The sequence below is a fragment of the Syntrophaceae bacterium genome (assembly GCA_013177825.1).
Classification (GTDB): Bacteria; Desulfobacterota; Syntrophia; order Syntrophales; family PHBD01; genus PHBD01.
Map to the genome: position 1 here is coordinate 36,138 of JABLXX010000007.1, position 18,997 is coordinate 55,134.

20 protein-coding genes are annotated in these 18,997 nt (G+C 62.8%); 9 read left to right on the forward strand and 11 right to left on the reverse strand.

Annotated elements, in window-relative coordinates; all coding sequences use genetic code 11:
* The 6 genes from HPY65_14535 to xerD all read right to left on the reverse strand — a co-directional run bounded on the left by HPY65_14535 (position 1) and on the right by xerD (position 5,597).
* Positions 1-474 (reverse strand): hypothetical protein, encoded by a 474-nt coding sequence (locus HPY65_14535; GenBank protein NPU85690.1) that lies wholly within the window; start codon positions 472-474, stop codon positions 1-3.
* 85 nt (positions 475-559) lie between these two features.
* Positions 560-1,168: an LPS export ABC transporter periplasmic protein LptC gene (gene lptC / locus HPY65_14540; GenBank protein NPU85691.1), complete on the reverse strand. Its 609-nt coding sequence runs from the start codon at positions 1,166-1,168 to the stop codon at positions 560-562.
* Between the two features lie 109 nt (positions 1,169-1,277).
* The gene (locus HPY65_14545; protein NPU85692.1) at positions 1,278-1,835 is read right to left on the reverse strand and encodes an HAD hydrolase family protein; all 558 of its coding nucleotides are present in this window, start codon (positions 1,833-1,835) and stop codon (positions 1,278-1,280) included.
* Positions 1,822-2,667 (reverse strand): 3-deoxy-8-phosphooctulonate synthase, encoded by an 846-nt coding sequence (gene kdsA / locus HPY65_14550; GenBank protein ID NPU85693.1) that lies wholly within the window; start codon positions 2,665-2,667, stop codon positions 1,822-1,824. The genes HPY65_14545 and kdsA overlap by 14 nt, the downstream gene beginning before the upstream one ends.
* A gap of 35 nt (positions 2,668-2,702) precedes the next feature.
* Complete coding sequence (locus HPY65_14555) at positions 2,703-4,703, reverse strand: tetratricopeptide repeat protein (GenBank protein NPU85694.1); 2,001 nt, start codon at positions 4,701-4,703, stop codon at positions 2,703-2,705.
* A 3-nt stretch (positions 4,704-4,706) separates the two neighbouring features.
* The gene (gene xerD / locus HPY65_14560) at positions 4,707-5,597 is read right to left on the reverse strand and encodes a site-specific tyrosine recombinase XerD (GenBank protein ID NPU85695.1); all 891 of its coding nucleotides are present in this window, start codon (positions 5,595-5,597) and stop codon (positions 4,707-4,709) included.
* Between the two features lie 198 nt (positions 5,598-5,795).
* Here xerD and HPY65_14565 point away from each other — a divergent pair, with 198 nt between their 5' ends.
* The 9 genes from HPY65_14565 to HPY65_14605 all read left to right on the forward strand — a co-directional run bounded on the left by HPY65_14565 (position 5,796) and on the right by HPY65_14605 (position 14,210).
* Positions 5,796-6,170, forward strand: coding sequence for a hypothetical protein (locus tag HPY65_14565; protein NPU85696.1), 375 nt, complete (start codon positions 5,796-5,798; stop codon positions 6,168-6,170).
* A gap of 94 nt (positions 6,171-6,264) precedes the next feature.
* Positions 6,265-6,612, forward strand: coding sequence for an anti-sigma regulatory factor (locus HPY65_14570; GenBank protein ID NPU85697.1), 348 nt, complete (start codon positions 6,265-6,267; stop codon positions 6,610-6,612).
* A 15-nt stretch (positions 6,613-6,627) separates the two neighbouring features.
* On the forward strand, positions 6,628-6,972 hold the full coding sequence (locus tag HPY65_14575) for a serine kinase (GenBank protein NPU85698.1): 345 nt from the start codon (positions 6,628-6,630) through the stop codon (positions 6,970-6,972).
* Positions 6,973-7,037: 65 nt separating this feature from the next.
* Positions 7,038-7,775 (forward strand): PHP domain-containing protein, encoded by a 738-nt coding sequence (locus HPY65_14580; GenBank protein ID NPU85699.1) that lies wholly within the window; start codon positions 7,038-7,040, stop codon positions 7,773-7,775.
* 5 nt (positions 7,776-7,780) lie between these two features.
* Complete coding sequence (locus HPY65_14585; GenBank protein ID NPU85700.1) at positions 7,781-8,329, forward strand: sensor histidine kinase; 549 nt, start codon at positions 7,781-7,783, stop codon at positions 8,327-8,329.
* Between the two features lie 31 nt (positions 8,330-8,360).
* The gene (locus HPY65_14590) at positions 8,361-8,855 is read left to right on the forward strand and encodes an NAD(P)H-dependent oxidoreductase subunit E (protein NPU85701.1); all 495 of its coding nucleotides are present in this window, start codon (positions 8,361-8,363) and stop codon (positions 8,853-8,855) included.
* 30 nt (positions 8,856-8,885) lie between these two features.
* Positions 8,886-9,269 (forward strand): (2Fe-2S) ferredoxin domain-containing protein, encoded by a 384-nt coding sequence (locus HPY65_14595; GenBank protein ID NPU85702.1) that lies wholly within the window; start codon positions 8,886-8,888, stop codon positions 9,267-9,269.
* 39 nt (positions 9,270-9,308) lie between these two features.
* Positions 9,309-12,365, forward strand: coding sequence for an FAD-dependent oxidoreductase (locus tag HPY65_14600; protein ID NPU85703.1), 3,057 nt, complete (start codon positions 9,309-9,311; stop codon positions 12,363-12,365).
* Between the two features lie 48 nt (positions 12,366-12,413).
* On the forward strand, positions 12,414-14,210 hold the full coding sequence (locus HPY65_14605) for a 4Fe-4S binding protein (GenBank protein ID NPU85704.1): 1,797 nt from the start codon (positions 12,414-12,416) through the stop codon (positions 14,208-14,210).
* A gap of 40 nt (positions 14,211-14,250) precedes the next feature.
* Here the strand turns inward: HPY65_14605 and HPY65_14610 are convergent, their stop codons facing one another.
* Genes HPY65_14610 through HPY65_14630 form a run of 5 tightly spaced genes read right to left on the reverse strand, consistent with a single transcriptional unit; the run spans position 14,251 to position 18,908 of the window.
* Positions 14,251-15,765, reverse strand: coding sequence for a tripartite tricarboxylate transporter permease (locus tag HPY65_14610; GenBank protein ID NPU85705.1), 1,515 nt, complete (start codon positions 15,763-15,765; stop codon positions 14,251-14,253).
* A 24-nt stretch (positions 15,766-15,789) separates the two neighbouring features.
* Entirely contained in the window at positions 15,790-16,236 is a 447-nt protein-coding gene (locus tag HPY65_14615) for a tripartite tricarboxylate transporter TctB family protein (GenBank protein NPU85706.1), read from the reverse strand.
* Between the two features lie 52 nt (positions 16,237-16,288).
* Complete coding sequence (locus HPY65_14620) at positions 16,289-17,284, reverse strand: tripartite tricarboxylate transporter substrate binding protein (protein ID NPU85707.1); 996 nt, start codon at positions 17,282-17,284, stop codon at positions 16,289-16,291.
* A gap of 39 nt (positions 17,285-17,323) precedes the next feature.
* Positions 17,324-18,325, reverse strand: coding sequence for a radical SAM protein (locus tag HPY65_14625; GenBank protein ID NPU85708.1), 1,002 nt, complete (start codon positions 18,323-18,325; stop codon positions 17,324-17,326).
* A gap of 34 nt (positions 18,326-18,359) precedes the next feature.
* Positions 18,360-18,908 (reverse strand): cysteine hydrolase, encoded by a 549-nt coding sequence (locus tag HPY65_14630; GenBank protein NPU85709.1) that lies wholly within the window; start codon positions 18,906-18,908, stop codon positions 18,360-18,362.
* Positions 18,909-18,997 lie beyond the last annotated feature (89 nt).

An 18,997-nucleotide genomic window follows, 5' to 3' on the forward strand; every position in this document is an offset into this window, starting at 1 on the left:
TCAGGGCTTCTTCTTGCCCGGTGCGGACCGGTCGGAGGGATAGATGGTCGCCATGACCCGCTTGGACGTTCCACTTTCCACGAAGCCCCGTCCCTCATCCAGGAGAACGACGACCTTATCGCCGCGGATTGTGCTGCGACCTTCCTTCAGGACGGCGTTTCCCGTCATTTCGATCTTCTGGGCGTCCTGAAAATAGACGGCAAAGTCCCCCGTAACCGTCTTCGGTCCCTGGGTGATGATCACGTGTCCCTTCGCCTCCACCCGCTCCAGGTCGCCCCCGCCCATGTCAGTCCCCTTGGACACCTTCTGCTTGGCGGGCTGGTCTCCCTGCTTGTAGAAAAGCGATATGCTGTCGGCCCGGATGGACTTGTCACCCTGAACGGCCACGGCATGTCCGGAAAAAATCACCATTTTCTTTTCATCGTACGCATCCAGGCGGTCGGAGACGATCTGGATCGGCTCGCTGCGGCTCACCGGCAATTTTCCCTGTCCCCAGGCTTGGCCGGCGAAAAGGCAAATCATGGCCAGAATCGCCGCGGCAGTTCGGATCCTTGAGCTGTCAGCGTTTTTTGACATCGTTTCCCCCCGTTGCTCCGACAGGCTTTGTCTCCGCCTCGACCCGCGAGGAGAGCTTCAGATCCCGGCTGTCCAGCCGCAGGGTCAGGCCGACGCCGCGGATTTTCATCCGGTCGTTCTCCATTGTAACCGGAGAGCGGGTAAAGATCTTCTTCTCCCCATGGACGTAACTGAGCCGGTCCGTCGTGAACCGGTCCCCCCGATCGGAAAGGATCACCACGTTGCCCGTGATTTCCATGTCCTTCAGGTCCGTCTTGAGCCGGCCCTGGTCGCCCGTCAGGTGAAACGTCTGGCCGTCGGCCAGGATCAGCTTGATCGCCACTTTGTCGAAGAGGGCGATTTTCTCCTGACGCATATACCGGGCGCTGTCCGCCTTCACCTCCCACTTCTCTCCCGAACTGCCCACGTCGGTATACGTGACGTTCCGGACCTGGAGGTCCACGTTCTCCGCCATGATCTGCAGGGCCTGCTTCGGGATCGACCCGCGGTTCTGGACAAACCACCAGATTCCGGCGGCGGCGAGAACCAGGAGAACCCCGGAGACAAGGAGTATCCTCTTCTTCACTTTTGAGGCGAACAGTCCCTTCAGCATCCTGCGCGGTCGGTTAACAACCCGAACGGGATATGGATATGGGGCGGCAATACCTGGGAAAATTTATACCACCCATAGGCAGGCCCTGTAAAGCTCAAACAAAATACCATTATGTCTCCAGTAGTTGAACAAATTCGTACCGCCGGGCGACCTCATCCCAGAGCCCCCGCCCGCGGAGAATCAACTCGCAGACTTCCCGCACCGCGCCCCGGCCCCCGGGCCGTCGGGAAACGAAATCCACGGAACGCCGGACCACCTCCTCGGCATCGGCCGGAGCCGCAGAGAATCCGACCCTTCTCTGCAGGGGAATGTCGACCACATCGTCTCCCATGAAGGCCACCTGATCGGCCGTCAGGCCGCGCCGCTGGAGAATCCCCTCATAGGCGGCGACCTTGTCCCAGACCTGCTGGTGCACTTCCTGCACGCCGAGGTCCCGGGCCCGGTGTTCCACGACGGACGACTTGCGTCCCGTCAGGAAGACCACATCTATGTCATAGCGCTGGAGGATCTTGATGCCGTGTCCGTCCCGGACATCGAAATGCTTGATCTCCCGGCCGTCGTCGTCCATGATGATCCGGCCGTCCGTCAGTACGCCGTCCACATCCAGGATCAGGAGCTTGACCTTCGCCAGTTTATCCTTCCAGGGCGCTTCCCTAAGCGTTTCCATCCTCGGTACCCATGCTCCTTTTCACGATGTGATCGATCTCCCTGAGGACCGCCAGCAGGGATTGAAGCCTCCCCAGTGCCAGCGAGTTCGGCCCGTCGCAAAGCGCCCGGTCCGGATCGGGATGAACCTCCATGAAGATGCCGTCCAGCCCGGCCCCGGCAGCAGCCCGGGCCAGAAAGGGAACCATCTCCCGCTGCCCGCCCGACGCGGTCCCCAGCCCTCCGGGGAGCTGAACGCTGTGAGTGGCGTCGAAAATCACCGGGTATCCCAGGGCGCGGATCAACGGCAGGGCACGAAAGTCCGCTACCAGGTTGTTGTATCCGAAACTGGCCCCCCGTTCCGTGACGAGAATCCGCTCGTTGCCCGCCGCCTGCACTTTCTCCACGACATTGGCCACATCCCAGGGGGCCAGGAACTGCCCCTTCTTGATGTTCACGACCCGGGCCTTCCGGGCGATCTCCATGACGAAATCGGTCTGCCGGCACAGGAAGGCTGGGATCTGCATGATGTCCAGCACAGCCGCCGCCTCGTCGATCTCCTCGAACCGATGGACGTCCGACAGGACGGGACAGCCGAAATCCCTGCGGATCGCGGCCAGGATGCGGAGTCCTTCCGTGAGGCCGGGTCCGCGGTAGGACCCGCGGGCACTCCGGTTCGCCTTGTCGTAGGAGGCTTTGAAAACGAACGGGATGCCCAGTTCGCCCGTCAGATCCCTGAGGAATCGGGCGATGTCTCTTGTCCTCTTTTCCTCTTCGATGACACAGGGACCGGCGATCAGAACAAAGGGCGCCCCGCCGCCGAACCGGATTCCATTCACGTCCACAGGCTTCATGCCGTTTTATCTCCGTTTCGCGTCCGGGGGATCCTCTATCCCTGCTTTTTTTCCAGCAGGCGTACGCGGATCTCCCGGGCTTTCCGGGCCGCCTGGCCCAGGTCCGGATTGAGTTCCCACGCCTTCTGATAAGCCTTCAGGGCCTCTTCCAGGTTGCCCTTCCGTTCGTATGCCGCCCCCAGGCCCAGGTAAGCCTTGTCTTCCTCCGGATCCTGCCGGACGGCCTTCCTGTAGGCGTCGATGGCTCCGTCCAGGTCGCCCTTGAGGGACAGGGCGTCCCCGAGACCGGCGTAGGACCGCCCCTTGCCGGGGAACCGGCGGACCATCTCCCGGTAGACACCGGCGGCCCGGTCATAGCGCTTTTCCTGCATATGGACGGCGGCCACCCGGGCCAGGACATCCCGTGATGCCCCGGAGGCGGTCACCTTGTTGAAGGCAGCCTCGGCTTCCTTCCTCTTTCCCAGCTTCTGATAAGCCGTGGCCATTCCCAGAAGCAGTTCCGGATCCCGGACTCCGTTTCGGTAGGCCTTTTCATAATGCTCCACAGCTTTCCCGTACTGCTTCATCTCTCCGTAGGAAGCGGCAGCGGCGGCATGCAGCGGCCCCTTCTGGGCGCTTCCCTTCAGGGCCGCTTCAAAATAGGAAGCCGCCTCCCGATACCGCTTCTCCCGGAGGGCCAGTTCCCCGAGCCTCGATGCCGCGCCGGGATCGCCCGGGCGGATCTTCAGGACCTTCCGCCAGGCATCGGCGGCCTCCCGGGGCTGCTTCGCCTTTTCATACGCCAGGGCCATGTTGGAGAGGATGACGGCGTTATTCGGCTCCAGGGCGAGGGCCTTCCGATAACTGCCGATTTCCTCCTTACCCTGCCCCTTGCCGCCATAGGCCAGTCCCAGGTTCGCCCAGGCGGCAGCGCTTTTCGGATTCTGTTTCAGGTAGGCCTTGTACCAGTAGATGGCCTCGTCGTGGTCGCCGGCTTTCAGCTTGGCCAGGGCCAGGGCCAGGACGGCTTCCGGATCTCTGGGCGACTGGTTCAGAACCCGACGGTACTGCTCCCCCGCCTTGCCGGGCTTTTTCATCCGTTCATAGACTTCCCCGAGGCGAAACCGAACCGCCGTATTGTTCGGATCCAGCTGGAGCGCCGCCTCGTAATGCCGGGCCGCCTCTTCGTACTTCCCCAGCATCTGGCTGGCAAAGGCGAGGGCCGCCCGGGCGGCGGCGCTTTTCGGATTTGCCTTGACGGCCCGGGCCGATACGTCGGCGGCCTGAACAAAATCCTTACGGGCAAGATGGATCCTGGCCAGGGCCAGCAGAGCCCCTTCGTCGTCGGGTTTGACCTTCAGGATTTCCTCGAAGGCCGAAGCCGCTTCGTCAACCTGTCCCGCCCTTTCGTACTCCGCGGCCAGCTCACGCCGAACATCCGCATCGGATGGTGTCAGGGCCAGGGCCTGCTTCAGGTAATGGATCTTCTCCGTTCTGTCCCGGGTCGCCCGGGCGTAACGGAGGAAATCCTGCGAGGTCAGAGAAGCGCGGAGGGGAAACGAAGCCACCGTTCTTCCGTCGTAAATGACCGATATAATTGCTATTTCTCCGGGCTTGAGCCCTGCGGACTCCCTTTGTCCCGCCGTCAGCCGGTCCACAAAGGAAACCCCTTTGAACAGCACGCCCAGGGCCGTCTTTTCCTCGAGTCCCTCGATGCGGACGTCGATGCCCCGCCCCGCCAGGGAATCGCTCGAGACCCCCCGGAGGATGAACTCGTCCCGGTAGGTAACATCCAGGGGGTCACCGGGGCGGATCGTAAAAAAGGATCCGTTCTTTTCTCCCTCCAGCCCGTACACACGGGGAGGATGTCCCAGCAGATAGAAGGAAACCAAGCCGTTGAACCGCTCGAGGGGCGACGCGGCTCCGGCCCCGGAAACGGCCAGGGAGAGCACGCCGGCAAGGAGGAGTCCCAGAACCAGGATCCCCGCCGCAACCAGGGCAATCCGCCGCCCCGAAAGGGGAGATCGGCTACCGCTTTCTCTTCCCGGTTTTCTCATCGTTCATTTCCCCCGCGGGTGAAACCGGCTGTGAACATCTTTGAGGCGTTCCCGGGTAACATGGGTGTATATCTGTGTCGTCGCTATGTCTGCATGTCCCAGCATGAGCTGCACGGAACGGAGATCCGCCCCGCCCTCCAGGAGATGTGTGGCGAAGGAATGGCGGAACGTGTGGGGATGGACCCGCTTCCGTATTCCAGCCCGGTCGGCATACCGCCGGACAAGCTTCCAGAGCCCCTGGCGGCTCAGGCCCCGTCCCTGCCGGTTCAGGAAGAGCACGTCCGTGTTGCCTCCCTTCAGCAGGCCCGGCCGGACGTCCTCCACGTAGCGCCTCAGGACCGACAGGGCGACTCGCCCGATGGGCACGACCCGTTCCTTCCCCCCCTTGCCGAAGGTCACCAGGTATCCCACATGCCAGTTGATGCTGCCCAGCGTCAGGGACGCCAGTTCGGAAACCCGGAGTCCCGAGGCGTAAAACATCTCCAGCATGGCAGTGTCCCGGACGGCTTCCGGCCTGTCCATGCCCGGCTGGCGGAGAAGGTGCTCCATTTCCTGCCGGGATACCGTATCGGGAAGGTGCATCCAGATCTTCCCGTGGTGAATGTCCGCCAGGGGGTTTTCTTCCCGAGCGCCTTCCCGCAGGAGAAACCGGTAGAAGCCCCGCATGGCCGCCAGGGTCCGGTTGGCGGAACGGGCCTTCATTCCCTCTTCCCGCAGATGGGAAAGAAAGGCAAGGATATCGTCCGTTGTAACTTGTACCCATTCAGCCCTGCCATGGGAGCGCAGAAAGTCGACATGGCGGTTCAAATCACGGCTGTAGGCATCCAGGGTGTGAAGGGACGCGCCCTTCTCGACCGACAGAAAAGTCATGTAGCGGTCCACCCAGTTTTCCATGGCCCCCCTTCTAACGGAATTGCCCGGGGGACGCAAAAAGTTTTTTCGCCGAAACGCCGCATTTCTGAATGCCTTAAACAAGTTGACATCATATAAGGCCTATGGTAATCGGTCTTGTCCCATCGGTTTGGACCCTATTTCCGCAGGTTTTCGGATCCCTGTCCGCGGAAACGGAATAACACTCCCAAGGAGAGCATTGTGACCCTGCGCGAGGTAAAAGACATCCTGGATGCCGAAGTGCTCGTCGGACAGGAACAACTGGACAAGGACGTCCGAACGGCCTTCGGGGCAGACCTGATGAGCGACGTCCTTGCCTTTGCCAAGGCCGGCAGCCTTCTCCTGACGGGCCTGACGAATCCCCAGGTGGTCCGGACGTCCGATGTGCTGGACATCGCCGCCATTATTCTCGTTCGAGGGAAGAAACCCTCCCCGGAGACATTGACGCTGGCCGAGGAGTTGAAGATTCCCATCCTGACGACCAAATTCATCCTCTTCGAAACGGCAGGCCGCCTGTATCAGAGGGGAATCGTCGGATGCATGGAAAGGGTTGACGAAGAACGTGTTCGCTCATGAGACGACCCTGTACGAAAACAAGTTCCCCGTCGAGGGTGGGAATTTCGACAAGGCCGGGCAGGTATCGAGTCAGATAAAGGCCATTCTGAAGCGGATGAAGCTCTCCAGCGAGATCATCCGCCGGGTGGCTCTCGTATCCTACGAATCTGAAATCAATATCGTTTCATACGCCCGGAAAGGGTTTATTTACCTCCAGGTAAAGCCGGACTACGTCCTGATCGAGGCCATCGACGAAGGGGATGGCATCCCGGACATCGAACTGGCCATGCAGCAGGGCTGGTCAACGGCGAGCCAGCGGATCCGAGAAATGGGATTCGGCGCCGGGATGGGATTGTGCAACATCAAGAACTTCTCTGATTTTTTCCGCATTTCCTCCGACGTGGGAAAAGGCACGCAGTTGAAAATGGTCATCAAGCTCGACAAGATCTTCGACGGAATATAAGAAGGACCGAATATCGTGGATTTGGCAACCATCGTAAAGGCTCTGGGTTTGAAGGTCCGCCACGGAGCCGACCTGCTGGACAGAGAGGTGACGGGAGGATTCACAGGGGATCTGCTGAGCGATGTCATGGCCCACAGCAGTGAAGGCAACCTCTGGATCACCCGCCAGGTTCACCAGAACATCATCGCCGTCGCCAGTCTCAAGGATCACGCCGGCATCGTCCTGGTACAGGGGAATGAACCGGCCCGGGACACCCTGGACAAAGCCGTCCGGGAAGGCGTACCGATTCTCGTTTCGGACCTGTCCGGATTCGAGACGGCCGGCAAGATTTACGAAATCCTGAAGGTACGGGGAGGGTAATCCCCGGTGAGGCCATGGAGTTTCCCCATGGTCTTTTTTTTTGCCGGAGATTCGGGGATCCGGGCATGCTGAAAGCTTTCCGCTGCGACCTGCACGTTCACACCTGCCTGTCGCCCTGCGCGGAACTGGACATGTACCCCCGAAAGCTGGTCGAGCGCTGCCTGTCCGTCGGGCTGGACGCGGTGGCCATCTGCGATCACAACGCCTCGGAAAACATCGTCCATGTCCGGCGATGCGCAGAGGGTACGCCGCTCACCGTGCTGGCGGGAATGGAGGTCGCAAGCCGGGAGGAGGTCCATCTCCTGGCCCTCTTTGACATGGTGGAGGAGCTGCTTCCGCTCCAGGAATGGATCAACCGCCACCTTCCCGGCCGGAACGACGAGCGGCTCTTCGGTTGTCAGGCCATCGTCAACGACCGGGACGAGGTGGAAGGGTTCTGCGAACGGCTTCTCATCGGGGCCACGGAACTCCCGCTTCAGGCGATTGTAGAGAAAATCCATGACCTGGGGGGGCTGGCCGTGGCGTCCCACATCGACCGGGAAAGCTTCAGCATCCTGAGCCAGCTTGGTTTCGTGGTCCCGGGTCCCCCTTTCGACGCACTGGAAATATCGCCGGAAACGGGCATCCGTGAAGGGCGGCTTCGCTATCCGGAACTGGAGCAATTCTCCTTCATCACCTCCTCGGATGCCCATTATATCCGGGACATCGGGAGGGCCTGGACGGATGTGAAGATGAATGCCGTTACGGTGAAGGAGTTGTCGATGGCCTTCCGGAAACGGGAAGGACGAACCATCGAGGAATAGGCCGGATGCTGGAGCTTTCCCTGCACGTGCTGGACATCGCGGAAAATTCCACCCGGGCGGAGGCGAAGCATATCCTGATCGCCGTCCGGGAAGATTCGGAGCAGGACCGCTTGACGCTGGAGATCCGGGATGACGGGGCCGGGATGACGGAAGAAGCCCTCGCAAAAGCCCTGGATCCGTTCTATACGACCAAAAAAGTCCGCCGGGTCGGCCTGGGGCTTCCCATGCTGGCGGAGGCGGCCGGGAAGAGCGGGGGCGAACTGACCCTGGAGTCGCGACCCGGCGAGGGAACGAGGGTTCGGGTTACATTCGGACTGACCCACATTGACCGCCAACCCCTGGGCGACATTGCCGGAACCCTGGTGACCCTCCTTACGGGTCACCCGCAGACGGAACTGGTTTACCGTCATGAACGGGACGGCCGACATTTTGTCCTGGACACCCGGGAGATCCGGGAAGAAATCGGGGACATCCCCCTCAACCACCCGGAGATCCTGTCCTGGGTCCGCCTGCAGGTGGAGGAGGGGTTAACGGAAATCGAAGCAGGGGCGTGACCCTGTTTACGGGAAGGAGGATAACACATCAATGAAACTTGGTAACGAAGAACTGTTGAAGGAGTTTTCCCAGGAACAGATCGCGAAACTCGATGCGATCATCGAGAAGTACAGGGGCAAACCGGGGGGGTTGATTCCTGTACTGGAAGAGGCCCAGATGGTCCTGGAATACCTGCCCATCGGGATCCAGAAACGAATCGCCGAAGGCCTCAACCTGCCGCTCAGCCGTGTATACGGCGTCGTGACGTTCTACTCCTTCTTCACCATGACGCCCAAGGGACGCCATACCATCCGGGTCTGTCTCGGCACCGCCTGCTACGTCCGGGGCGGGAAGGCCATTGCGGAGGCCATCGAGAAGGCCTTCAACGTCAAGGAAGGGGAAACGACCCCCGACCGGCGGTTCACCTATGAATCCGTCCGCTGTCTCGGCGCCTGCGGCCTGGGACCGGTGGTGGTCGTGGACGAGGAAGTCCACGGGCGCGTCAAGCCCGGCAAAGTGAAGGAACTTCTCAGCCACTACGAATAAAAGACTCTTGCAAAGGCGAGGAACGGCAAAATGGCAAAGCTGAAGATCGAAGATCTCAAGAAGATCAAGGAGAGGGTGCACGCCGAGACGGCCCTCCGGGACGGAGAGCGCCGCGCGAAGATCACCGTGCACATGGGAACCTGCGGCATCGCCTCGGGGGCGCGGGACGTCATGGACGCCCTGATGAAGGCCATCGAAGAGGCGGGCGCCATCGACGTGGCCGTTACCACCTCGGGCTGCATGGGTCTCTGCAGCCGCGAACCCCTGGTCACGGTGGAGCTGATCGGCCAGGAACCGATCAAATACGAGTATATGAACGCCAACAAAATGCGGCAGGTATTCAAGAAACACGTCCTGGAGGGAGAGATCCAGACACCCTTCGTGCTGGCCCGGGGCGCGGAAATCGTGAAATAGCGGGATGGAATCTCTGACGTGAAGGAGGATGGAAACCCAATGAAAGTATTTCGTTCACATTTGTTGCTCTGCGGAGGAACAGGCTGCCACGCCTCGGGAAGCCTTGCAGTCAAGAAGGCCCTGGTGGCCGAATTGATGAAGCGCAATCTGGCCGAGGAGATCAAGGTGGTGGAGACGGGCTGCAACGGTTTCTGCGCCCAGGGCCCCATCATGGTGGTCTACCCCGAGGGCATAATCTATATGATGATCAAAGCGGAGGACGTGCCGGAGCTGGTGGAGGAGCACCTGGTGAAGGGCCGCGTCCTGGAGCGCCTGCTGTACCGGGAGCCGACCACGGAAGCGGTCATCCCGACGATGCAGGAAATCCCCTTCTTCGCCCTGCAGGAGCTGCGGGTCCTCCGTAACCGGGGCCTCATCGACCCGGAGCGGATCGAGGAGTACATCGCCCGGGACGGTTACGCCGGCATGGCGAAGGCCCTGACCGAGATGACCTCCGCGGACATCGTCCAGGTCATGCTGGACTCAGGCCTCCGGGGCCGCGGCGGTGCCGGGTTCCCCACGGGCCTGAAATGGAAGTTCTGCTCCACGTCCCCCGGCGACATCAAATATGTCCTCTGCAACGCCGACGAGGGCGATCCCGGTGCCTTCATGGACCGCAGCGTCCTGGAGGCGGATCCCCATGCGGTTCTCGAGGGCATGGTCATCGCCGCCAAGGCCATCGGCGCCCATCACGGATACATCTACTGCCGGGCCGAATACCCCCTGGCCATCCACCGCCTGAACATCGCCATCGGCCAGGCCACGGAAATGGGTCTCCTGGGACAGGACATTCTCGGCACGGGCTTTGACTTTAACCTGGAGATCTACCAGGGCGCCGGCGCCTTCGTCTGCGGCGAGGAAACGGCACTGATGACCTCCATCGAAGGGAAGCGGGGCATGCCCCGTCCGCGGCCGCCCTTCCCCGCCATCGCGGGACTGTGGCAGCGGCCGTCCGTTCTGAACAACGTCGAGACCTTTGCCAACGTTGCCCAGATCATCCTGAAGGGCGCCGCCTGGTACGCCGGCGTTGGTTCCGAGAAGAGCAAAGGGACCAAGGTCTTCGCGCTGACGGGCGATGTGAACAACGTGGGCCTCGTGGAGGTCCCCATGGGAACGCCACTGGGAACGATCGTTTTCGACATCGGCGGCGGTATTCCCAAGAACAAGAAGTACAAGGCCGCCCAGCTCGGCGGGCCTTCCGGGGGCTGTATTCCCATCCAGCACCTGAACGCCCCGGTGGACTATGAAAAGGTAGCCGAACTGGGCGCGATCATGGGCTCCGGCGGACTCATCGTCATGAATGAAGACAACTGCGCCGTCGACATGGCCCGGTTCTTCATGGATTTCTGCCAGGACGAGTCCTGCGGAAAGTGCACCCCCTGCCGCGAGGGAACCAAGCGGATGCTGGAGATCCTCACGAACATCACCCGGGGCAAGGGCAAGGAAGGCGACATCGAACTCCTGGAGGAGATGGCCGGCATCATCAAGGATGCGTCCCTCTGCGGTCTCGGCCAGACGGCGCCGAATCCGGTGCTCAGCACCATCCGCTACTTCCGGGATGAATACGAGGAACACATCCGCGACGGGCACTGCCGGGCGGCCGTCTGTTCGGCCCTCTTCAAGTCCCCGTGCCAGAACACCTGCCCCATCGGGATGGACGTTCCGGCCTACATCGGCCTGATCCGGGCGGAGCGCTTCGAGGACGCCTACAAGGTCCTACTGAAGACGAACCCCTTCCCCTCCGTCTGCGGCCGGGTCTGCGACCACAAATGCCAGTCCAAGTGCCGCCGCGGCAAGATGGACGAGCCCATCGCCATCAAGTTCCTCAAGCGGTTCATCACCGACAACGCCCCGCGGCCCAAGGTCAGCCTCGTCCCGGTCACCCGGAAGGAGAGGATCGCCGTGGTCGGCGCCGGACCTGCAGGCCTCACGGCCGCCCGGGACCTGGCGCTCCGGGGCTACTCCGTGACGGTCTTCGAGGAGCTTCCCGAGGCGGGCGGCATGCTGCGCTGGGCCATCCCCTCCTACCGGCTGCCCCGGAACATCCTGAACGGCGAGATCGACAACATCCGCCAGCTAGGCATCGAGATCCGATGCAATGTCCGGGTGGGGAAAGACCTGTCCTTCGACAAGCTGGGCAAGGACTTCGATTACGTCTACCTGGCAACGGGAGCCCACCGGAGCACGAAGATGGACGTCCAGGGAGAGGATCTCCAGGGCGTCTGGGGCGGTGTGGAATTCCTGCGGGCCTTCAACCTCGATGAAGATGCCTGGATGAAGGGCGCCAAGACCCTCGGGGCGAAGGTGGCCGTCATCGGCGGCGGAAACTCCGCCATCGACGCCGCGCGCTGCGCCAAGCGCATGGGCGCCGACGTAACCATCCTCTACCGGCGCGAGCGGAAGGACATGCCCGCCGCGGAGGAGGAAGTGACGGCTGCCCTGGACGAGGACATCAAGATCGAGTACCTCGTCGCCCCCCTGAAAATCGAGGGGAAGGACGGCAAAGTGAGCGGGATCACCTGCGAGCGCATGAAGCTGGGCGACTTCGACCGGAGCGGCCGCAAGCGCCCTGTCGCCATAAAAGATTCCCAGTTCACCCTCACAGTGGATGCCGTCGTGGCGGCCATCGGCCAGGTGCCCGACATGACCTTCGTTCCCAAGGACAGCGGCGTCGTCATCAACAAGTGGGACTGCTACGACCTGGCCAAGGACAGCAAGTCCCGGACGACGAATTCGAAGTTCTACGCCGGCGGCGACGCCGTCACGGGGCCCGATACGGTTATCGGCGCCATCGCGGCGGGCCACCAGGCGGCGGCGGATATCGACGCCGACATCCGGACCGCGGCGGGCGAACCCGCCTGGGAAGCGCCGGAGGAGGAGAAGATCGACATTCCCCTCATCATCGACGAGGAGACCGATGAAGCGCCGCAGACGAAGATGCCGGAGCTTCACGGGGCTCAGCGGAATACGTCTTTCGCCGAGGTCGAACTCGGGTTCACCCGGGAGCTGGCCATCGCGGAAGCCTGCCGCTGCCTGCGCTGCGACGCGGAAATATAGGAATTCTTTCACCGGAGTCAGTATTCAGATCATCACGGAGGACATTTCATGTCACAAGTAACTCTGACCATAGATAATCAAAAAGTCAGCGTGGAGCCGGGAACGACGATCCTGAACGCCGCCATGAAGGCGGGCGTCCGGATCCCCACGCTCTGCGCCTGGCAGGAGATCGGCCATACCCCCGGCGCCTGCCGGGTCTGCATGGTGGAAGTGGAGAACCAGCGGAGCCTGATCGCCTCCTGCGTGTATCCCGTCAGCGAGGGGATGGTCGTCAAGACGACGACCGACCGCGTCCGGAACGCCCGGAGGCTGGTCGTGGAGCTTCTCCTGTCCAATCATCCCCAGGAGTGCAACTTCTGCGTCCGCAACGGCAACTGCGAGCTCCAGAGGGTCGCGGAAATGGTGGGCGTCCGCTCGATGCGGTTCGACGTCCCCGAGTCTTTCCCGGAAAGCATGATCGACCGGTCCAGCCCGTCCATCGTCCGGGACAACCGCAAGTGCATCAACTGCCACCGGTGCATCACCGTCTGCGAAACCATCCAGTCGGTGAGCGTTCTGACGCCGTCCTACCGGGGCAGCGACGTCCGGGTAACACCGGCCTTCAACCTGCCCCTGATCGAGTCCACCTGCGTCGCCTGCGGCCAGTGCATCCTCGCCTGCCCCGTGGGAGCTCTCTATGAAAAGGACGACGTGGACGACGTCTGGAAGGCCCTCCAGGATCCGACGAAGCACGTCGTCGTCCAGGAGGCCCCGGCCATCCGGGCTGCCCTGGGCGAGGAATTCGGCCTCCCCCCGGGATCCCTCGTGACGGGCAAGATGATCGCCGCACTCAGGCGCTTGGGCTTCGACAAGGTCTTTGACACGAACTTCACAGCCGACCTGACGATCATCGAAGAAGGCAACGAACTCCTGAAACGGGTCAAGGAAGGGGGCACGCTGCCCATGATCACCTCCTGCAGCCCCGGTTGGATCAAGTTCTGCGAGCACTTTTATCCGGACCTGCTGGACAACCTTTCCACCTGCAAGTCGCCCCAGCAGATGTTCGGCGCCCTGGCGAAGACGTATTACGCCGGGATCGCCGGCATCGACCCGAAAGACATCGTCGTCGTCTCCATCATGCCCTGCACCGCCAAGAAGTTCGAGGCCTCCCGCCCGGAGATGAACTCCAGCGGCTTCCGGGACGTGGACTACGTCCTCACGACCCGGGAACTGGGCCGGATGATCAAGGAGGCGGGCGTCGACTTCCTCAACCTTCCGGAAGAGGACTACGATGCTCCCATGGGCGAGTACACCGGTGCGGGAACGATCTTCGGCGCCACCGGCGGCGTCATGGAGGCGGCCCTCCGGACGGTCTACGCGGTGGTGACCGGTGAGAACCTGCCGAGCCTCGACATCACCCCGGTCCGCGGTCTGGAAGGGGTCAAGGAGGCGGCGCTCACGGTCGGCCCCCTGGGCGAGGTGAAGGTGGCCGTCGCCCATGGCCTCAGCAATGCGCGCAAACTGATGGACCTGATCCGGGCGGGAAAGGCGAATTATGCCTTCATCGAGGTGATGTGCTGCCCCGGCGGCTGCATCGCCGGCGGCGGCGAGCCGATCCCGACGAACAACGAGATCCGCATCCTCCGCTCCTCGGCCCTCTACCGGGACGACAAGGACGTCCAGAAACTCCGGCAGTCTCATGAGAACCCGTCGATCACGAAGATCTACGAGGTCTTCCTGAAGGAGCCCCTGGGCCACAAGTCCCACGAGCTCCTGCATACCCACTACACGAAGCGGGGTACCGACGTGCCTCACCGGGCCTACGAAGGGTCGTGGGAGGATCCCCACCACCCGGCGAAAAGCTGATCGGCCGGATAAAAAATAACCTCGAGAAGGGGGACAGACTTCAGTCTGTCCCCCTTTCTATTGCGCGGCGGCGCGGCGGAACCCCTTTCCGCACCCGGAAGAAGGATAGCCCCAGCAGGAGCGCGCAGGCGATCATGGCCCCCAGGGCGATCGGCCGGGTGAAGAAGATGGAGAAGTCGCCCCCCGAAATCAGCAGCGACCGGCGCAGGTTCACCTCCAGCATGGGTCCGAGAACGAACGCCAGGATCAGCGGAGCCGCCTCGTAGCCTCCCCGTTTCAGAAAGAATCCGGCAACGCCGAAGGCCACCATCACGCCGATGTCGAAGACGCTGTTGTTGATGGAATAGGCGCCGACGACGCACAGCAGGAGAATCAGCGGATACAGGATCCGGTCCGGAATCCGGAGGACCTGGACCCACAGGGGGATGAGGGGCAGATTCAGGACGAGCAGCATGACGTTGCCGATGTACATGCTGCCCACGACACCCCAGAAGATGTCCGGATGATCGCGGATCAGCAGGGGGCCCGGCTGGATGCCATGAACAAGGAAGGCCCCGAACAGGACCGCCAGGACGACATTCGGCGGGATGCCCAGGGTGAAAAGCGGGATGAAGGACGTGGAGGCGGCGGCGTTGTTCGCCGCCTCGGGGGCGGCCACCCCTTCGATGGCCCCCCGGCCGAATCGTTCCGGGTCCTTTGCGATTCTCTTTTCCACGCCATAGGAAACGAACGTCGAGAGAACGGGGCCCCCGCCGGGAAGGATGCCCAGGAAGAACCCGATCAGGGTTCCCCGGACGATGGCCCACCGGGCCTGCAGCCAGTCCTTCCGGTCCGGAAAGAGGCTCCGGATCTTCACCTGCAGGATTCTGCCGAAGGACGCCTGCTCCAGGCGGTTCAGCACTTCCGCCACGCCGAAGAGCCCCATGGCCAGGGGGGCCACCCCGATTCCCTCGAACAGGTCGAGGATCCCGAAGGTCATCCGCTGCTCCGACGTGATCGGATCCAGGCCGACGCCGCTCAGGACCAGGCCGAGAACGGCCATGATCCCGGCCTTGAGGGGCGATCCCGGGGCCAGGTACGTGACGAAGGTGAACCCCATGAGGATGATGGCGAAATATTCCGGCGGACCGAACTTCAGGGCGACGGAGGAAAGGGGGCCGGCGATCAGCTGCAGGCCGACGATGCCGGCCGTACCGGCGATGAAGGAGCCGAAGGCGGCGATCCCCAGGGCAGGTCCCGCCCGGCCCTGGCGGGCCATTTGATAGCCGTCCAGGCAGGTCACGACGGAGGCCGTCTCTCCGGGAACGTTCACCAGGATCGAGGTGGTGGAGCCGCCGTACATCACCCCGTAGTAGATCCCGGCCAGCATGATGATCGCCCCGGCCGGCGGAAGCTGAAACGTCAGGGGCAGAAGAATGGAAATCGCCGCCACCGGTCCGAGACCCGGAAGAATGCCGACCAGCGTCCCCAGGAGACAGCCGGAGAAAACCAGGGCGAGGTGGCCGGGCTGGGTGGCGATGGAAAAGCCGTAAAGGAGACCGTTCAGAATGTCCAACGATGCAACTCCGCGGCTCCGCGATCAGAAGGAAAGAATCCCCCGGGGAAGGGGAACCTTCAGAACGTGGAGAAAAAGGACGTAGCTCAGGAAGACCGCCAGCAGGGAACCGAGGACGACCGTGCGGATTCTAATGTGCCCGAGACCGAACAGGACGAGCATCAGTCCCGTCGTCGCGACGAGATAGCCCAGCCAGGGCAGCAGCCAGCAGTACAGGGCCAGGGCCGTGACAACGACCATGCCGGTCCTCCCCGGCAGAGTCATCGGCCGCTTCTCCGCCGGCCCCCGGTCCCAGAGGCTCAGGACAAGCAGAACGACGGCCAGCAGGGCCAGGACAAGGCCCGACCAGAAGGGAAGAAACCCGGGGCCGGGATCGTCGTACGCCCCGATTCCGAGGTTCACGCCCGACGCAGCGACAAAACCGGCCGCGAGCAGCCAGAGTACGCCGCTGATCCGATCCCGGGTGCCCATGTTCCCGCTCCCGTCGCTCAAATCGCCTCCCGCCGCCTGGCCCGACGGCTTCCTATTCCGGAGGAGTAGCCGCCTGCCGGATGAGGCCCGCCGCGGTCAGATGCCGGTTGATGATCTTCCACTGAACCCGCAGGAATTCCTGGAACGCCTTCGCGTCGTAATACGCCGGAACCAGGTCGATCCGGTCGAGGGCCTCCAGGAATTCCCGGTCCCGAACGGCCCGGGCGAAGGCCTCCTCGATCTTCTTCGCGACCTCCGGCGGCAGACCGGCCGGCGCGACGACGGCATAGACTGCGTCGTTCGTGAAGTCATATCCGGCTTCCTTCATTGTCGGCACGCGCGGGAACTTGGGCGACCGCTTCTCCCCCATGGTGACCAGCAGGCGGGCCTGGCCGCCCTTCACGGAGGGGATGAATTCGGAGGTCACGGAGGCGAAGTCGACGTGTCCGCCCAGAAGGGCCGTCAATGCCTCGATGCTGCCCTTGTAGGGGATATGGATCATCCGCACCTTCTCCCGCGCGGCGATCTCCTCCACCGCGGCGTGGGTGGTGCTTCCCACACCGGTGGTGGCGTACTTGACCCCGCCGGGATGCTTCTTCGCATAGGCGATCAGCTCCGCCAGGGATTTCCACGGTGCATCCTGCTTCACCACGATCCCCAGCTGCGGGGTCGTGAAACCGAGGATGGGCCGGAAACTGGCCAGCGGCTTGAAGGGAACCCTCTGCATCTGGGAAACGCGGATCAGGACCGAGCTGGGCGTGGCGCAGAGGGTATAGCCGTCGGCCTTCTGGGCAAGCAGGGCCGCGAGGGCCACGGTTCCCGTTCCGCCGGTCTTGTTCTCGACCACCACCGGCTTCCCCAGGACCTTCTCCGCCGCCCGGGCGAGAGCTCTGGCGCTCAGATCCATGGTACCGCCGGGAGCGAAGCCGACCAGCAGGGTCACGGGCCGTTCCGGCCAGGCCGCCCCGGCCGGGACGGCAGCGGCCAGTCCCGTGAAAACAAGGAATGAGACCAGAATGGCTTCCAGAAACCGAATCTTTCCCTTCATCTTGACCCACCTTTCCTTTCCCTGTTTTCGTCGAGACCTTCAGGCGGTTCCGTTCATATAGCGCGAGACGCCGTCAAGGACACCCCAGCCGCATTCATGGAACAGTTTCCGACAGTCCGGAACCGACAGGCCCCGGCCTTTCTCCGTCGCCTCCTCGGTGTCCCGGGGGTTTGCCCCCGACTCGGCCCAGAAGAGATTCGCCCCGCCGAGACCGCCCAGCGTGCAGGGCTCGTGGGTGCAGTTGCCCAGAACCGACCGGGGAACGCCAAGCCTTGTTACAGCGACGATCTGAGCCATCCTGAGTTCATTGATCATGCCACGCCGGGCGATTTCCGTCCCCGGGATGGCGATGCGCCGCGCCGCGCCGCTGTAAGCGGGTTTGACGGACGCGGTGAAGAGAATGGCCTCCGCGATCTCCTCGTTCGTGTGCTCGGGTCCCAGGGGCTCCACGCAGGTTCCCACGGCAAGCCCTGCCTCCCGGAACGCGCGGATGCTCTCCTTCCGCCTGGCTGGTGGAATCAGGGTGTCTGCTCCCTCCCGCAGCCGGAGGGCGTGATAGACGCCGGCGTATCCCGCCTCCCGGATCTGCATGGCCCGTTCCGGAGGCTGGTCGCCCACGTTAGCCACCAGGATCGTTTCGGGCTTCAGGCTCCGGCGGATCTCCCGGGACACCTCGAGAAACAGACCGAAGGGATACCGGGCCGTCGTCATGACGTAAACCGCGTTGGCCCCGTCGGCCTCGAACCGCCGGGCATAGGCCACCGCCTCTTCGGCGCTCAGCCGGGTTTCTTCCGTGAAGACGCCGTTGACCTGGGCAAAGGAGCAGAAGAGGCAGTCACAGGGACAGGGGGCCAGGTTCAGGGCCAGCTGGGCGTGCACCTCGGCCCGGTTCCCCGTGATCTCCCTGGAGACGCGGTTTCCTTCCGCCAGCACCCGGTACGCGTCGGCCGAATCGGGCGGAAGGCCCAGGAGGAAAACCAGATCCTCTCCGGACAGGGTTGCGCCGTCGCGGGTTTTTTTGAGCAGATCGTCAACATCCATGATGAAAGATCGAGTACCTCCTTTGGATATTCTCTTAGAGACCGGCCAGCAGATCTTCCGCGGCGGCGGCCTGGCAAAAGATTCCGTGCAGCGCCGCGACATGGGAGGCATGGACCAGCTCTGCAGGCACTGCGACGTTCCCGAAGGACAGGCTCCGCGTGGCGCAGGCGTCGTGGGCCAGGCTGCAGGCAAAGCCCAGGTCGAAGGCGGCCCGCACGGTGGAATCGACGCACATGTGGGTCATCATTCCGGCGACGATGAGCCGATCGGTCCCGATCCGGCGCAGATGCTCCGACAGGGGGGTCTCCCGGAAGCTGTTGGGATAATGCTTCTGAAAGAGCGTCTCTCCCTCCCGTGGTCGGACGGAGGCATGAACCTGCACACCTTCCGTGTCGGGCAGAAAAAACGATGCCCCCGGACGGATCGACACATGCTGGATGTGGACTATCGGGAGGTCCCGGCTCCGGAAAGCCGCAAGAAGAAGCCCGGCTTTTTCTCCGGCCTCGACGCTCCCGGCCAGCTCCATCCTGCCGCCGGGAAAGTAATCGTTCTGAATGTCGATCAACAGCAGGACTCTTTTCATTTGCACCCCCTTTTTGGTATAGTGGGCATCGCTTCGTTCTGGATCTCCAGGGAACCGCCGGTTCCCTCCGCGTTCGGGGGAACTGCATA

Bases quoted from the DNA above. Each gene is read 5' to 3' on its own strand.
- HPY65_14625 (NPU85708.1), bottom strand. From the start codon at position 18,325: ATGGATGTTGACGATCTGCTCAAAAAAACCCGCGACGGCGCAACCCTG.
- HPY65_14585 (NPU85700.1), top strand. From the start codon at position 7,781: ATGCTGGAGCTTTCCCTGCACGTGCTGGACATCGCGGAAAATTCCACC.
- HPY65_14590 (NPU85701.1), top strand. From the start codon at position 8,361: ATGAAACTTGGTAACGAAGAACTGTTGAAGGAGTTTTCCCAGGAACAG.
- HPY65_14545 (NPU85692.1), bottom strand. From the start codon at position 1,835: ATGGAAACGCTTAGGGAAGCGCCCTGGAAGGATAAACTGGCGAAGGTC.
- HPY65_14600 (NPU85703.1), top strand. From the start codon at position 9,309: ATGAAAGTATTTCGTTCACATTTGTTGCTCTGCGGAGGAACAGGCTGC.
- HPY65_14615 (NPU85706.1), bottom strand. From the start codon at position 16,236: ATGGGCACCCGGGATCGGATCAGCGGCGTACTCTGGCTGCTCGCGGCC.
- HPY65_14630 (NPU85709.1), bottom strand. From the start codon at position 18,908: ATGAAAAGAGTCCTGCTGTTGATCGACATTCAGAACGATTACTTTCCC.
- xerD (NPU85695.1), bottom strand. From the start codon at position 5,597: ATGGAAAACTGGGTGGACCGCTACATGACTTTTCTGTCGGTCGAGAAG.
- HPY65_14570 (NPU85697.1), top strand. From the start codon at position 6,265: ATGAAGCTCTCCAGCGAGATCATCCGCCGGGTGGCTCTCGTATCCTAC.
- kdsA (NPU85693.1), bottom strand. From the start codon at position 2,667: ATGAAGCCTGTGGACGTGAATGGAATCCGGTTCGGCGGCGGGGCGCCC.
- HPY65_14620 (NPU85707.1), bottom strand. From the start codon at position 17,284: ATGAAGGGAAAGATTCGGTTTCTGGAAGCCATTCTGGTCTCATTCCTT.
- HPY65_14580 (NPU85699.1), top strand. From the start codon at position 7,038: ATGCTGAAAGCTTTCCGCTGCGACCTGCACGTTCACACCTGCCTGTCG.
- HPY65_14595 (NPU85702.1), top strand. From the start codon at position 8,886: ATGGCAAAGCTGAAGATCGAAGATCTCAAGAAGATCAAGGAGAGGGTG.
- HPY65_14555 (NPU85694.1), bottom strand. From the start codon at position 4,703: ATGAGAAAACCGGGAAGAGAAAGCGGTAGCCGATCTCCCCTTTCGGGG.
- lptC (NPU85691.1), bottom strand. From the start codon at position 1,168: ATGCTGAAGGGACTGTTCGCCTCAAAAGTGAAGAAGAGGATACTCCTT.
- HPY65_14605 (NPU85704.1), top strand. From the start codon at position 12,414: ATGTCACAAGTAACTCTGACCATAGATAATCAAAAAGTCAGCGTGGAG.